Here is a 15,681-nt window from a genome sequence, read left to right on the forward strand (position 1 = left end):
TATGCAATTTGTGATTAACCGTGACGCCTTACTGAAGCCTCTACAAATGGTCTCGGGTGCTATTGAGCGCCGCCATAATTTGCCAATTTTATCGAATGTGTTATTGGATGTTAGCGCCGATACACTGTCACTGACCGGTACCGATTTAGAAGTGGAGTTGGTTGCTAGCACGGTACAATTGCAAGTACACAGTGCGGGGCGGATTACTGTGCCGGCAAAAAAGCTGTTAGATATTTGCCGCAGCTTACCGGAAAACAGCGATATCGCAGTGCAGGTGCAAGGTGAAAATTGTATTTTAAGCAGTGGCAAAACCAAATTTACGTTATCCACGCTCAATGCTGCTGAATACCCCAATTTAGAAACCTGGCAAGGCGAGGTTGAGTTATCACTGACTCGCCAACAGTTGCGCAAGTTATTAGATGATACGGCCTTTTCGATGGCCAATCAGGACGTACGCTATTATTTAAATGGTTTGTTGTTTGAAGTAGATAACGGCAACTTATCTGCAGTGGCCACTGATGGCCATCGTTTAGCCATGAGTACCTTAGCGTTGCCGTCTTATGCTGGCCAACAAAAGCAGATTATTATTCCACGCAAAGGTGTTTTAGAAATTATGCGCTTGCTGGCGAATGATGAGCAGTTGGTCACCTTGAGCCTTGGCCAAAATCATATTCGTTTAAGTGACAGCAGTTTTAGTTTTAGCAGTAAATTAATTGATGGCCGTTTCCCCGATTACCGTCGTGTGTTGCCGCGCAACAGTACCAAGCAAGTAACCGCGCATCGTACCGTATTAAAAGATGCCTGTACTCGCGCCTCTATTTTATCGAATGAAAAATACCGCGGTGTGCGTTTTACCCTAAGTTCTTCTGAACTGCAGATTGTGGCGAACAACCCTGAACACGAGCAAGCAGAAGAAGTGATCGAAGTGGAGTACGAAGGGGATAACCTCGAAATTGGTTTTAATGTCGGTTATTTACTGGATGTATTAAATAGCTTGAATACCGATCTGGTGATCCTGAATTTAAATGATTCCAATTCTAGTGCCTTAATAGAAGGTGTGGGTAACGTTGGTGCTGCCTACGTTGTCATGCCGATGCGCTTATAATTCTGTTGTTGTCTAAAGCATGTCGTTAATCTCGCTGCAGCTTAAGCAGTTCCGTAATTTTTCGGAACTGCAGTTTAACGCGCATGCGCAGTGCAATCTGATTTGCGGTGAGAATGGCAGCGGCAAAACCAGCTTATTAGAAGCAATTTACTATCTGGCGCATGGGCGTTCCTTCAGAAGTAGTCGGCATCAACGTTTAATTCAATACGAGCAAGAGCACTTTGTACTGCATGCCAAGGTTGCTGATGCTGAGCAAACCTTTAGCTTAGGCTTGCAACGCGACAAGCAAGCCGAATTGCTATTGCGGTTAAATGCGGCCAGTAACTGTAAGTTAGCCGATTTTGCGGCCTTGTTGCCGGTGCAATTAATTACGCCTGACAGTTTTAAATTATTTTTTGGTGGCCCGAAAGAGCGTCGTCAATATTTTGATATGGGTGTGTTCCACGTGGAACCTACCTTCTATACCGTGTGGTTGCAGTTTAGTCGGGTTCTGAAACAACGTAATGCCTTGTTAAAGCAAAGCCGTGCTTATGATCAACAATTTGATTATTGGGACCAGCAATTAGTTAGTTTGGCTTGGCAGTTACAATCGTTGCGAGAGCATTATATCGGACTGCTGCAACATGAATATTTGAAGCTAGTAGAGGGTAATTCACTGTTAGCTGAAGTGAGTTTGCAATTACAAGCGGGTTGGCCAGAGCGGGTGCAAAGCCCAGCCGATTTGAAACAACTGTTAGAACAAAATTTTCAGCAAGATATGCGGCAGGGTTTTACTCAATATGGCCCACAAAAAGCGGATTTAAAACTTCGAAGAAAGCAGCTGGTGGTTGAAGAAGTATTATCCCGTGGGCAGCTAAAAGTGTTATTATTTGCGCTTAAAATCGCACAAAACAATGTGATAGGTAGCAGCGGCAAGAAACAGCCCTTGTTATTGATTGATGATTTAGCATCCGAGTTGGATGCCAGTTCCACCCAAACGGTTTTTAATTATTTAAACAATATTAATTCGCAGGTTTTTATAACAGCAATTAATGCTGATCAGGTTTCACCTTTTATACCGGCTTCGCGCCGGCAAATGTTTCACGTGGAACACGGTCAGATAACAAGCACGGACAGATAGAGATGGCCGAAGAGCATAATTACGATTCCTCAAGTATTAAAGTATTAAAAGGTCTGGATGCAGTACGTAAAAGACCCGGTATGTATATCGGTGATACCGATGACGGTACGGGTTTACACCATATGGTATTCGAGGTGGTCGACAATTCCATCGATGAAACCTTAGCAGGCTACTGTACTGACATCTGGGTCACCATTCACAGTGATGGTTCGGTCTCTGTTCGTGATAACGGTCGTGGCGTACCTACTGATATGCACGAAGAAGGCGTTTCAGCCGCTGAAGTTATCATGACCGTGCTGCATGCCGGCGGTAAATTTGACGATAACTCTTATAAAGTGTCGGGTGGTTTGCACGGTGTGGGCGTATCCGTTGTTAATGCCTTATCTGACAAATTAGAACTGACCATTCGCCGTAAAGGCAAAGTGCATAACCAAATTTATCATCTGGGTGTACCACAAGCACCTTTAGCGGTAATCGGTGAAACAGAAGGTTCAGGTACGGCCATTCGTTTTTGGCCAAGCCCAACTATTTTCTCTGACATCAATTATCACTACGATATTTTAGCGAAACGTTTACGCGAACTGTCGTTCTTAAACTCGGGCGTAAGTATTATCTTAACCGACGAGCGTAACGATAAAAGCGACCATTTTAAGTATGAAGGTGGCATCGAAGCCTTTGTACAGTATTTGAATCGTAGTAAAACCAGCGTGCATCCAAAAGCGTTCTATTTTTCTGATCAGCGCGAAGACGGTATTTCAGTTGAAGTGGCGATGCAGTGGAACGACAGCTATCAAGAAAACGTATTTTGTTTTACTAACAACATTCCGCAACGCGATGGTGGTACTCACTTAGCGGGCTTCCGTGGTGCCTTAACCCGCGTGCTAAATACCTACATTGAGCATGAAGGTTATGCGAAAAAAATGAAGGTACAAGCTTCTGGTGATGATGCTCGTGAAGGTTTGACGGCGGTGATCAGTGTTAAAGTGCCTGATCCAAAATTCAGTTCGCAAACTAAAGACAAATTGGTTTCTTCAGAAGTACGCTCTGCTGTTGAAAGCGTCATGGGCGAAAAGCTCAACGAGTATTTGTTAGAAAACCCAGGTGATGCCAAAATCATCGTCGGTAAGATTGTTGATGCAGCACGTGCGCGTGATGCCGCGCGTAAAGCGCGTGAAATGACACGTCGTAAAGGGGCGCTGGATATTGCCGGTTTACCGGGTAAATTAGCCGACTGCCAAGAAAAAGATCCTGCGTTATCTGAACTGTACATTGTAGAGGGTGACTCTGCGGGTGGTTCAGCCAAGCAAGGCCGTAACCGTAAAAACCAAGCTATTCTGCCGTTAAAAGGGAAAATCTTAAACGTTGAAAAAGCGCGTTTTGATAAGATGTTATCTTCACAAGAAGTGGGCACCTTAATCACGGCTTTAGGTTGTGGTATTGGTCGCGAAGAATATAATCCCGACAAAACGCGTTATCACAGCATCGTATTAATGACGGATGCTGACGTCGACGGTTCGCATATTCGTACCTTATTACTGACGTTCTTCTATCGGCAAATGCCTGAGTTGATCGAACGTGGTTACATCTATATTGCTCAGCCACCGCTGTTTAAAGTGAAAAAAGGCAAGCAAGAGCAGTATATTAAAGATGAGCCCTCATTAGTTGAGTACTTAACGACGCTGGCTTTAGATGAAGCCTATTTGCATGTTAATGAAAATGCCCCTGGCATTGGTGGTGAAGTACTGGAAAAACTGGTGCGTCAATATCATAAAGCTACCAGCATTATTCAACGTTTAAGCCGTAAGATCCCACAGAACTTACTAACCGAACTGATTTACATTGCCGGTTTAACCACTGAGACCATGAAAAATCAAACGGCGGTAGAAGAATGGGTAAAAACCTTAGCGAAGCGTTTAGATGAGAAAGAAGGTGACGGCTCAATTTATAAATACGATGTGGTAGAAGATCGCGAGCGGCAGTTATTCCAGCCAAAAGTGATTATTCGTCAGCATGGCATCGATAACGAATACTTGTTACATCACGATTTTATTACCTCTCGTGACTATTTAAGCCTAGCAGCCTTAGGTGATGAGATCCGTGACTTAATCGAAGAAGGCGGTTATATCCGTCGTGGCGAGAAAGTGAAACCAGTAGCCACATTCCGTGAAGCCTTAGACTGGTTAATGTCTGAGTCGAAGCGCGGTTTGTATATTCAGCGTTATAAAGGGCTAGGGGAAATGAACCCCGATCAGCTTTGGGAAACCACCATGGACCCACAAAATCGCCGGATGCTGCAGGTAAGGATCGAGGACGCTATCGGTGCTGATCAACTGTTTTCAACCCTGATGGGGGATCACGTTGAACCACGGCGAGCCTTTATAGAAGAGAATGCTTTATACGTCGCAAACTTAGACGTGTAACCGCACAATACCAAGTAGGGGCTTTTCAGCCCCTCAGTTATTTTAGTGAGTTAGTAGCGCATGCATAAATACGATACGAAAACCTTTCAGGGGCTAATCTTAGCCTTGCAGGATTACTGGGCGCGTCAAGGCTGCGTTATTGTTCAGCCGTTAGACTTAGAAGTGGGCGCAGGTACTTTTCATCCTATGACCTTCCTGCGTTCGTTAGGCCCCGAGCCAACCAACGTTGCTTATGTGCAACCTTGTCGTCGGCCTACGGATGGTCGTTATGGCGAAAATCCAAACCGTTTACAACATTACTATCAGTTCCAAGTTATCCTGAAACCCTCACCTGATAATATTCAGGAGTTGTACTTAGGCTCTTTAGAAGAGTTAGGTTTAGATACCTTGGTACATGATATTCGCTTTGTCGAAGACAACTGGGAATCGCCTACGTTAGGTGCTTGGGGTTTAGGATGGGAAGTGTGGTTAAACGGCATGGAAGTCACACAGTTCACTTATTTCCAGCAAGTCGGTGGCTTAGAGTGTCGTCCGGTGACCGGTGAGATTACCTACGGCCTAGAGCGTCTGGCCATGTATATCCAAGGTGTTGATTCCATCTATGATCTCGTTTGGGCTGATGGCCCCTTAGGCCGTGTGACTTATGGAGACGTATTCCATCAGAATGAAGTTGAACAATCAACTTACAACTTTGAACATGCCGATGTACCTGCCTTGTTTAGCTACTTTGACCAGTGTGAAAAAGAAAGCCAATATCTGATTGAAAAAGGCTTGGCATTACCAGCCTACGAAAAAGTCATGAAAGCGTCGCATGCTTTTAACTTATTAGATGCCCGACACGCCATTTCGGTAACTGAGCGTCAGCGTTATATCTTACGAGTACGGGCGCTCGCTAAAGCCTGTGCCGAAGCTTATTTTGCCGCACGTGAAAAGTTAGGCTTTCCGCTTTGTAAAACGCAGCCTGCAGTTCAAAAGGAGGCCAAATAATGAGCGCTCAGGATTTTCTGGTTGAGATTGGTACTGAAGAGTTACCACCAAAAGCACTGACAACCTTAGCCACGGCTTTTGCAGACAACATTACGGCGGAATTAGCCAAATTAGAATTACAACATGGCACGGTGCAATGGTACGCTGCACCGCGTCGCTTAGCTGTGCGCGTTAATCAATTAGCGGCACAACAAGCTGACAAAGTAGTAGAAAAGCGTGGCCCTGCTATAGCAGCCGCCTTTGATAAAGCGGGTGAGCCCACCAAGGCTGCTCAAGGCTGGGCCGCAGGTTGTGGCATTAGCGTGGCAGAAGCCGAGCGCTTAGAGACCGATAAAGGCGCTTGGTTGTTGTGTAAACAATTACAAAAAGGCCAAAGTACCACCGCGTTATTAGCCGAGGTGATTACTAGCGCTTTAGCCAAACTGCCCATCGCCAAACCGATGCGCTGGGGCAATTCCGATGCTGAATTTATTCGGCCTGTGCATACCATTATTATGCTGTACGGTGCTGCTGTTGTTCCTGCAACCATTTTAGGTCGACAAAGCGGTAATCAAACGCACGGCCATCGTTTCCATGCGCCGGCTAAAGTTACCGTAAAAGATGCTGATGCTTACTTAGCCGTGTTAGAACAAGCTTATGTCATTGCTGACTTTAGTCGTCGTAAAGCCTTTATTGCTGAGCACGTTACTGCTGCAGCTAAACAGCTCGATGCACAAGTGCAATGGGATGATGCCCTGCTCGAAGAAGTGACCGCCTTAGTAGAATGGCCGGTTGTTTTAGTGGGAAGCTTTGAAGAAAGTTTCTTGCAAGTGCCAGCTGAGCCACTTATTTCAACCATGAAAGACAACCAAAAATACTTCCCGTTGCGTGATCAGCAAGGCAAGTTATTAAACAAATTTGTGTTTGTCGCGAACATCGCCAGTAAAGATCCGCAGCAAATTATCTCGGGTAACGAGAAAGTGGTGCGGCCGCGTTTATCAGATGCACAGTTCTTCTTTAATACCGATCGCAAAACTAAGTTAGTGGATCGCTTAGAAAGCTTAAGCACCGTGTTATTCCAACAGCAATTAGGTACCTTAGCGGAAAAATCGGAGCGGATCAGTCAGGTTGCTGCCTATATTGCTAAGCAAATTGGTGCTGATGAAACGGCGGCAGCACGCGCCGGTTTATTATCTAAAACCGATTTAATGACCAATATGGTCGGTGAGTTCCCAGAGGTACAAGGTATTATGGGAATGCACTATGCACGCTTAGATGGTGAAGCGGATACCGTAGCATTAGCGCTCAATGAGCAATATATGCCGCGTTTTGCCGGTGATCAATTACCGAGTCGTTTAGAAGGTGCCGCAGTAGCTATTGCCGATAAATTAGATACTTTAGTCGGTATTTTCGGCATTGGCCAAGTGCCGAAAGGGGATAAAGATCCTTTTGCACTGCGTCGTGCAGCCATTGGTGCTTTGCGTATTATGGTCGAAAAGCAACTGCCATTAGACTTAGTCGACTTAATTCGCTTTAGCCAGCAGACTTTTGGCTGTAAATTGACGCATTCAGAGGTGGCTAATGACGTCGTCGACTTTATGCTAGGCCGCTTCCGTGCTTGGTATCAAGACGAAGGTTACAGCATTGATGTGATCCAAGCCGTACTTGCGCGCCGTCCAACCAACCCTGCAGACTTTGACCGTCGGGTGAAGGCGGTAGCCGCGTTCCGTAAGCTTGAGGCCGCCTTAGCGCTGGCAGCAGCGAATAAACGCGTTGCAAATATTCTTGCTAAGGTAGACACCGCCATAGCGGATACTGTGCAAGAAAACTTACTGCAGGAAAGCGCGGAGCAAGCGTTGTTTAGTGCGATAAAGGCAGAGCAAGTGTATCAGGCGAGTGTTAGTGATTACACCAGCGCGTTAAGCCATCTTGCCGCCTTACGTGAGGTAATTGATCATTTCTTTGATCAAGTGATGGTCAATGCAGATGATGCCGCCGTAAGGGCGAATCGTTTAGCGTTATTAAAACAGTTACGCGAATTATTTTTGCAGGTTGCTGATATCTCAGTATTGCAATAAGCCATAAATCGTTAAAAAAGCCAGCATGTTGCTGGCTTTTTTGTTGCTGTGCCATCTAAATAAAGGCTCTGCCTTGTCAGGCTATTAACCTGGCTGAAAGCGCCAAGCTAATAGTAAACTGCTCTTTTGGCCTTGCTGCATCTTCAATTGTTTCACTTCAACCGTGTGATATTGTTTTAATAAAGCGAGTAATGGCTTGTGGTGTTTTTGCTGTGAGACCAGAGTGGTAAACCAGCCAACTTGTTTAGCAAATAATGCGCTCTCTTTAATCATATTGCTAATAAAAACAAGTTCGCCGCCATCACACCATAGCTCATGGTTATTCCCCGAAAAATTGCGACCTTGCTTGGCTTTACCGAGCTTTTGCCATTTTTGTTGGTTAACCGCTTGTGCTTCAGCCGCGGAACGATAGAAGGGCGGATTACACACCACTAAATCAACATACTCCTGCGCGTGGATAATACTTTGAAAAATCTGTGAAGGTTTGGCTTGTAAGCGCAAACTAATCATCCCTTTTAAGCGAGCGTTGGCGCTAATAATGGTGTTGGCGATGTTCAGAGCTTGCTGATCAATATCGCTGCCGACAACCTGCCAGCCGAAACTGCGTGTCGCTAAAATAGGGTAAATGCAATTCGCGCCACAACCAATATCCAGCATCCGTACTTGTTTACCCTGTGGTACTTGCCCCTGATGTTGCGGCAGTTGACTAAGCAAGTCGGCCGCATAATGTAAATAATCAGCACGGCCTGGGATCGGTGGGCAGAGGTAGCCTGAGGGTAATTGCCAAAAATCAATTTGGTAATAGCTTGCTAAGATGGCCGCATTGAGATGTTGTACCGCCTGACTGTCACTGAAATCTATGGTGGCAGCACCGGTTGGTGTGCGGGTTAAAAATGGCGTTAATGCAGGATATTTAGCACAGAGTGTTGGCAAATCATAACGGCCATGATGCGGATTTCTGGGGTGAAGTTTTGAAGGTTCGCTGGTCATAATCTTTAGTAGTAAGCACTTTGCACTAAGTGTAATAGAATGCCGCTTGGGCTGCGAGTTAAACTCGCCACAATAAAGCACAAGCTTCGGCTAGCGGATAAAATATTACTCATTTAAAAGGAGCTTGCCATGGCGCAAAAATATATCAGTTGTATCAGTTTATTAGTAACGGATTATGATGCGGCGATTCAATTTTACACGCAGTGTTTAGGTTTTAACTTATTAGAAGATACCCTGCTATCCGCCGATAAACGCTGGGTAAAAGTCGCCCCACCAGGCGCACAAACTGCGATCTTGCTGGCTAAAGCAAGTAATGCACAGCAACTTGCCTTGGTCGGCTGTCAAACCGCAGATCGGGTAGGCCTGTTTTTACAAACAGACCATTTTTGGCAAGACTACGAGAAAATGTGCGAGCAAGGCGTCGTGTTTTTGGAAGCGCCTCGTGAGGAAACGTATGCCACCGTAGTGGTGTTTCAAGATTTGTATGGTAATAAATGGGATTTACTGCAGCCTAAACAACCCGCCTAGCAACAGTATTAACTTTTAAAACCGTTCACAAACTCAGCATCTGGCAAGGCTTGTTGCAGCCATTGCTGCAACGGATGCATTTGTTCCAGCCGAAATTTGTATTGCACGCGAAGCTGGCCATTTAAGTCAAAATCGATAAAACCGAGTTTATCTTCTTGCCACAGTGTGATGTGTTTAATGCTGCGAAGCGGGGCGCTGTCCATGCCGACACGCAGTTTTTGTTCCTGAACAGCAAAAAGCCTCAGGATGTCTTTGCTATAAATATACTCGTCATCACTCAGCGGCTTAGTTTTGCTGAAAAAAAACAGCTCTAAGCTAAATAGTAAAGCCGTGAAAAACAAACTTTGATAACCAAATAACCAAAATAAAAGCGCAATACCCAGCAGTATTAGCGCTTTTGCAGCAATAGAGTCTTTAATCAGTGGCCAAAGCATAGATAACAGCTGAATAAGTTAACATATAGTTACCTTAAATAACCTCGCTAGGCTCGTCAAGCGAGACCGTCTGTTAGCGACACGATTAATTGCTTGCTGCTAATTCTGCTGTCTTAGCTTGTTGTACTAAGTTACGAACATCCTGCAGCAGTTGCTGTGCGTCATAGACAATGCCATCTTTAATGGTATAGCGCACACCTTTAGTGCTTTCTGCTTCATTACTGTTGTTTAAGCGATAATGCCCGGTGCCATACAGCACTTTAAAATTGGCTAATGGGTTTTCAGCTACAATGAACATATCGGCTTTTTTGCCCGGTACGATACTGCCGATTTCTTCGTCTAAACCCAGTGCAATAGCGCCATTAAGGGTTGCCGCTTGAATAACTTCCAGTGCATTAAAGCCGGCTTCACGTAACAGTTCTAACTCTTGAATAAAGCCAAAACCGTAGATCTTATAGATATAACCGGCATCTGAACCGGTGGTAATACGACCACCATGGTTTTTAAAGTCTTGTAGAAATTGCATCCACAACCGGTAATTTTCGCGCCAACGTACTTCATGCTCTGTAGTCCAATCAAACCAATACGAGCCATGCGCATAACGGTTAGGGGTAAAAAAGCGGGTTAAGGTTGGTAAGGTATACTCATTATGCCATTCAGCATTCCGCTGCGCGGAGGCATCACGGCTAGCTTCATAGATGGTTAGGGTGGGGTTAATAGTAAAATCGAGTTTAATAAGCTCATCTCGTACCGCAATCCATTTATCTGAGCCGGGTTTAGCTGCTTGTGCCCATAATTCACCGGCAGCCGCGAAGCGATCTTGTTCATTTTGATAGTTATAGTTTGTCGGATAGTTTTGAACGGTTTGTCCATCAAACAATGCTTCAGGCAAACCATACCAATGTTCCATCGAGCCCAGCCCCATGCGGGCACTGTCGACGACATTGGTGCGCATCACATTAAGTTGCGCATGATGCATCATGCTGCCAAGATTTTGTTTTTCAGCTTCATCTAAGGCTGCAGCCATAATGCTGGGCGTAGCACCAAAAAATTTAATACCTGCTGCTCCGGCTTTTTTGATGTCTTTAACCCATTTACGTGCCTGATCCGGATTAAATACCGGCTGCGCTAAGCCTTGACCAAAGCCAACATAAGGCACGATCCTCGGCGCGACTATAGTATTCGCGGCGGCAGCTTTTACGTGCTTTAACGTCCATGCTAGGCCGTTAAAACTGCCAGGTTCTCTTACGGTGGTAATGCCATGCGCGAGCCAAAGCTTAAATACATATTCTGCAGGGATACCATTGGCTGAGCCGCCAATATGACCGTGCATATCAATAAAGCCAGGCAGGATATACATACCGCTGATATCCATTTCTTGATCGCCAGGCGCCGCTTGTGGTCGACTGGCAGGCAATACGGGCACATCAGGATAACCGACAATACTCACTTGTTTAATCCGGTCTTGCTCGATAACGATATCGACAGGCCCTACCGGTGGCGCGCCTTCACCACTAATTAAAATCCCACCTCGAAGAATTAACCGCTTATAAGGGCCATCACCTTGGTTGCCGCGCTCAGGCGCTGAGGGCGTGCGCTCAGTGGTTTGGCCAAAAACGGCAGCAGGTAATACTGTTAAGGTTAAGGCAAGGGTTGTAAAAAGTAAGCGGCGCAGCAGCATAATTATTTCCACAAATATTTAGTGATGGCTAAGCAGTGTGGATAAATATCATTCAAGTCGCAACTTATTCCGTTAGTTAACGGCTTTGCTGCGGCAAAGTGCTTAAGATAAATGATGTTTTATTGCTTGAGAGATTGTTGTTTATTTATTCATAACCAGACGATTGCGCATGTGCATTCAATAAACTAAATTAAAGTTGCTGTTAACGCAGCAAATGGATTAGCAAACAAGGACGAAACTAGATGAAAAAAATACTATTGCTAGCATGAGTTGTTTATGGGGCTTGGCAGTTTTATGAAAAAAAACAGCCAGCGCAATCAGTAAGCCCGCTAGTACCGCATATATTACCTGACTATACTGAGCCGCTAAATAGAGCTCGTGCCGTTGCTGCAACTTCGTCTTTCCGTTGTGATGGTCGTCAGCATTGCAGTCAGATGACTTCCCGTGAGGAAGCAGAGTTTTTTATTCGTAATTGTCCTGATACCAAAATGGATGGTGATAGAGATGGCATACCTTGCGAAAACGATACGCGTTGGTAAATAAATAGGGAATTGATTTAGTTAAGGTTTTTTTTTATCACATAGCGATAAGGTAAAACGGAAGTATCACTAATGACTAGCTCATGTTCCATAAAGCGACAAAAAGCGGGAATATCACGTGTAGTGGCTGGATCATCGGCGATAATCAACAAGGTTTCACCATTTTGCATTTTACGGATCTGTAGTCTTACCATCATCACTGGCTCTGGGCAGCGTAGGCCTAGGGCATCTAAGGTGTGATCGGCATGCTGAAATTCATCTGCCATTGATAACTCCAATAATATAAGACGCAAATTAACGACAAGCCATTAAAAAAGGCCGTATCAACGGCCATATTCTAAGCGATTGTGTTACAAGCTGCCAGCTTAAGGCCGCTCAAACACCGTGGCAATGCCTTGGCCTAAACCAATACACATAGTCGCTAAACCAAATTTACCGCCTTTATCTTCCATCACATTCAGTAAGGTGGTGGCGATACGTGAACCCGAACAACCTAATGGGTGACCTAGCGCAATGGCGCCCCCATTAAGATTCACTTTTTGGTCGGCCACTTCAAGTAAGCCAAGATCTTTCATGACGGGCAAGGCTTGTGCAGCAAAGGCTTCGTTCAGTTCTGCATAGTCAATGTCGTTAATGGTTAAGCCCGCCATTTTTAACGCTTTCTTACTGGCCGGTACCGGGCCATAACCCATGATGGACGGATCACAACCTGCGACACCCATACCGCGTACATAAGCTCGAATGGGTAAGCCTAAGGCTTTAGCTTTCTCTTCGCTCATCACTAACATACCCGATGCACCGTCAGATAAGGCTGAAGACGTACCGGCTGTTACTGTGCCGTTCGCTGGGTCAAACACCGGGCGTAAAGCTGATAACGCTTCAACCGTGGTTTCAGGACGGATGACTTCATCATAATCCATTAGTTTTAACACGCCGTCGGCATCGTGGCCTTCAGTAGGAACAATTTCGTTTTTAAACCGGCCCTGCTCTGACGCTTCTTGCGCTAAGCGGTGTGAGCGAGCACCAAATTCATCTTGTTGCTGACGACTGATACCGTGCATTTTACCAAGCAGTTCTGCGGTTAAACCCATCATGCCTGCTGCTTTGGCAACAGATGTTGCTAAGCCTGGATGAAAATCAACACCGTGATTCATTGGCACATGACCCATGTGCTCCACACCACCAATGAGATAGACATCGCCCATACCCGTTTGAATAGCACGTACGGCATCATGCAAGGCTTGCATGGATGAACCACAAAGACGGTTAATGGTCACCGCGGGTACAGAATGCGGGATACCGGCTAATAACGAGGCGTTTCGAGCAATGTTAAAGCCTTGTTCTAGCGTTTGTTGCACACAACCCCAGATCACATCATCAATATCGGCAGCATCTAATGCGGGATTACGAGATAACAACGATGCCATAACATGCGCTGAAAGTTGTTCGGCACGCACATTACGATACATGCCACCTTTAGAGCGACCCATCGGGGTGCGAATACAATCTACTATTACTGCGTTTTTCATTATGCTGTGCTCCTGCGCTTAAACCGGGAAGAAACGCTGGCCGTTAGCAGCCATGGCGCGCGTATGATCTGTAACCTGATAAATTTCACCTAAATGGGCATATTTATCGGCTAGGGCAACAAAGTTAGCTAAACCTAAGGTGTCGGCGTAACGCAGTGGACCACCGCGGAACGGAGGGAAACCTAAGCCGTAAACAAGGCCCATATCGGCTTCAGCGGCACTGGCAACGATACCTTCTTCTAAGCAGCGAATGGTTTCGTTAATCATCGGTACCATAACGCGAGCAATAATCTCGTCAGCACTAAACTCGTGTTTCTCAGTCGTGAGTTCAGACAGTAAACCTAGGCTTGTTGCATCGATATCTTTCTTCGGTTTGCCTTTGGCGTCTTTACTGTAAGTATAGAAACCTACGCCATTTTTCTGGCCGTAACGTTTCGCGTTATACATCGCGGCTACCGGGTCTTTTGCCAGTTTCGCCATCCGAGTTGGGAAGCCATCCGCCATCACATCGGTACAGTGATAAGCGGTGTCTAAACCTACTACGTCCAGTAAATAGGCGGGGCCCATTGGCCAACCGAATTTTTTCTCCATCACTTTATCCACTTGCGCAAAATCTGCGCCATCTAGCACTAACTTACTGAAGCCAGCAAAGTAGGGGAACAGTACACGGTTAACGAAGAAACCAGGACAGTCGTTTACAACAATGGGGGATTTCCCCATTTTGGCAGCATAAGCCACGACCGCAGCAACGGTTTCATCACTGGTATCTTTACCGCGGATGACTTCAACTAACGGCATTCTGTGTACGGGGTTAAAGAAATGCATACCGCAGAAGTTTTGCGGCCGACTTAGGTTTGCCGCTAATTGATTAATAGAAATAGTAGAGGTGTTCGAGGTTAAAATGGCATCGTCGCTTAATAAGGCTTCAGTTTCTTTTAACACCGCGCCTTTAATTTTTGGATTCTCGACAACCGCTTCGACAACGATATCCACGCCGGCCACTAAATCATTGCTTAACGTGGGAGTAATAGCAGAAATCACTTTAGCCATGCCGACGGCATCTAATTTTTTACGATCGACTTGTTTTGAGAGCAACTTGGTTGCTTCTGACATGCCTAAAGCGAGTGCGTTGTCGGCAATGTCTTTCATGACCACCGGTACACCTTTCAGTGCAGACTGATAAGCAATACCTCCGCCCATAATACCCGCACCTAATACAGCGGCTTTATTCACGGCTTTAGTAGCGGTCTTAGCGGCTTTTTTCGCTTTACTTTTAATGACTTGGTCATTTAAAAATAGCCCTATTTGCGCCGTCGCCGCGTCGGTCTTGGCTAATTTGGCAAAACCGGCGTTTTCTAAAGCAACGGCTCCTGCCCGATCTAGCGTGCTAGCGGCTTCTATCGTTTGTACCGCCATCATCGGCGCCGGATAATGTTTACCCGCAGTGGCGAACACCATACCTTTGGCTGTATTAAAGCTCATGGTGGCTTCAATTTTATTCAGTTTTAGCGGCTGTAATTTTACAGCGCGTTTCTTCTGCCAGTTTAACTGACCCGCGATAGCGTCTTGCAGCATGCTTAAACCGGCTGCCGCTAATTTTTCAGGGGCAACAACGGCATCAATTAAGCCTTCTTTTTGGGCTTGCTCTGCACTGCGATCTTTACCGGTGGTGATCCACTCCATGGCATTGTCAGCGCCGATAATCCGCGGTAAACGAACGGTACCCCCAAAGCCAGGCATTAAACCGAGTTTAACTTCAGGTAAACCGATGCGTGTGGTCGTGTCAGCTACACGGTAGTCACAAGCGAGCGTCCATTCACAGCCGCCACCTAAGGCGAAACCTTTAATGGCCACTACGGTAGGAACAGGCAGGTCTTCACAAGCGTCAAACACATCAGAAGCTTGTTTAATCCACGGAACTAAATCGGCTTCAGGCCGTTCAAAAATAGGTAAAAACTCGGTAATGTCAGCACCGACCACAAAGTTATCTTTGCCACTAACAAAAAGAACACCTTTTAAAGCGGGATCCGCGTGCAGCTTACTTAGGGCTGCCTTACAATCAGTCAGCGTCTGTTGATCAAATTTGTTGACCGAACCTTGTGCGTTAAAGGTAAACTGGGCAATACCAGGTTGCACATACTCAACCTGAATGCTGTTACTCTGGTAAATCATAAAAATGCTCCTTGGTCGCGTTAGCTATATATCATTATTCGCAACTGGTACGATGAGGTTATCTGATCCAGTGTCTCGTGCTTTTAGAAAAATATCAATAGTTATTTAAACGGGTGTTT

At 45.6% G+C, this 15,681-nt stretch carries 13 protein-coding genes; 7 read left to right on the forward strand and 6 right to left on the reverse strand.

Annotation, left to right across the window (positions count from 1 at the left end; all coding sequences use genetic code 11):
• The first annotated feature begins 1 nt into the window (after position 1).
• From dnaN to glyS, 5 genes are read left to right on the forward strand one after another with little or no spacing between them, the layout of a single operon-like run.
• Positions 2-1,105, forward strand: coding sequence for a DNA polymerase III subunit beta (gene dnaN, locus L1N97_RS05955; RefSeq protein ID WP_226750679.1), 1,104 nt, complete (start codon positions 2-4; stop codon positions 1,103-1,105).
• 19 nt (positions 1,106-1,124) lie between these two features.
• Positions 1,125-2,225, forward strand: a complete 1,101-nt coding sequence (recF, locus tag L1N97_RS05960; protein WP_226750680.1) for a DNA replication/repair protein RecF — start codon at positions 1,125-1,127, stop codon at positions 2,223-2,225.
• A gap of 2 nt (positions 2,226-2,227) precedes the next feature.
• Positions 2,228-4,645: a DNA topoisomerase (ATP-hydrolyzing) subunit B gene (gene gyrB, locus L1N97_RS05965; RefSeq protein ID WP_229586141.1), complete on the forward strand. Its 2,418-nt coding sequence runs from the start codon at positions 2,228-2,230 to the stop codon at positions 4,643-4,645.
• 60 nt (positions 4,646-4,705) lie between these two features.
• Positions 4,706-5,632 carry a glycine--tRNA ligase subunit alpha gene (glyQ, locus tag L1N97_RS05970; protein WP_226750682.1) on the forward strand — a complete coding sequence of 309 codons (927 nt, stop codon included), beginning with the start codon at positions 4,706-4,708 and terminating at the stop codon, positions 5,630-5,632.
• Positions 5,632-7,689 carry a glycine--tRNA ligase subunit beta gene (glyS, locus tag L1N97_RS05975; protein WP_236129136.1) on the forward strand — a complete coding sequence of 686 codons (2,058 nt, stop codon included), beginning with the start codon at positions 5,632-5,634 and terminating at the stop codon, positions 7,687-7,689. Before glyQ ends, glyS begins: the two co-directional genes overlap by 1 nt.
• An 84-nt stretch (positions 7,690-7,773) precedes the next feature.
• Here glyS and rlmF read toward each other — a convergent pair whose 3' ends face one another.
• Positions 7,774-8,679, reverse strand: a complete 906-nt coding sequence (rlmF, locus tag L1N97_RS05980) for a 23S rRNA (adenine(1618)-N(6))-methyltransferase RlmF (protein ID WP_236129137.1) — start codon at positions 8,677-8,679, stop codon at positions 7,774-7,776.
• Positions 8,680-8,808: 129 nt separating this feature from the next.
• On the opposite strand from rlmF, the gene L1N97_RS05985 reads away from it, so the two are divergent.
• Positions 8,809-9,207 (forward strand): VOC family protein, encoded by a 399-nt coding sequence (locus L1N97_RS05985; protein ID WP_236129138.1) that lies wholly within the window; start codon positions 8,809-8,811, stop codon positions 9,205-9,207.
• An 8-nt stretch (positions 9,208-9,215) separates the two neighbouring features.
• Here the strand turns inward: L1N97_RS05985 and L1N97_RS05990 are convergent, their stop codons facing one another.
• Positions 9,216-9,641: a hypothetical protein gene (locus L1N97_RS05990; protein ID WP_236129139.1), complete on the reverse strand. Its 426-nt coding sequence runs from the start codon at positions 9,639-9,641 to the stop codon at positions 9,216-9,218.
• An 85-nt stretch (positions 9,642-9,726) separates the two neighbouring features.
• Entirely contained in the window at positions 9,727-11,322 is a 1,596-nt protein-coding gene (locus L1N97_RS05995; protein WP_236129140.1) for an amidohydrolase family protein, read from the reverse strand.
• 341 nt (positions 11,323-11,663) lie between these two features.
• Between L1N97_RS05995 and L1N97_RS17005 the strand changes: the two genes are divergently transcribed.
• Positions 11,664-11,861: an excalibur calcium-binding domain-containing protein gene (locus tag L1N97_RS17005; RefSeq protein ID WP_329605542.1), complete on the forward strand. Its 198-nt coding sequence runs from the start codon at positions 11,664-11,666 to the stop codon at positions 11,859-11,861.
• Positions 11,862-11,878: 17 nt separating this feature from the next.
• Here L1N97_RS17005 and tusA read toward each other — a convergent pair whose 3' ends face one another.
• The 3 genes from tusA to fadB all read right to left on the reverse strand — a co-directional run bounded on the left by tusA (position 11,879) and on the right by fadB (position 15,562).
• On the reverse strand, positions 11,879-12,127 hold the full coding sequence (gene tusA, locus L1N97_RS06005; protein WP_236129142.1) for a sulfurtransferase TusA: 249 nt from the start codon (positions 12,125-12,127) through the stop codon (positions 11,879-11,881).
• 99 nt (positions 12,128-12,226) lie between these two features.
• Positions 12,227-13,390, reverse strand: a complete 1,164-nt coding sequence (gene fadA, locus L1N97_RS06010) for an acetyl-CoA C-acyltransferase FadA (protein ID WP_226750690.1) — start codon at positions 13,388-13,390, stop codon at positions 12,227-12,229.
• 18 nt (positions 13,391-13,408) lie between these two features.
• On the reverse strand, positions 13,409-15,562 hold the full coding sequence (gene fadB, locus L1N97_RS06015) for a fatty acid oxidation complex subunit alpha FadB (RefSeq protein ID WP_236129143.1): 2,154 nt from the start codon (positions 15,560-15,562) through the stop codon (positions 13,409-13,411).
• Positions 15,563-15,681 lie beyond the last annotated feature (119 nt).

This window comes from Rheinheimera sp. UJ63, assembly GCF_021568285.1.
GTDB classification, from domain to species: Bacteria; Pseudomonadota; Gammaproteobacteria; order Enterobacterales; family Alteromonadaceae; genus Alishewanella; species Alishewanella maricola.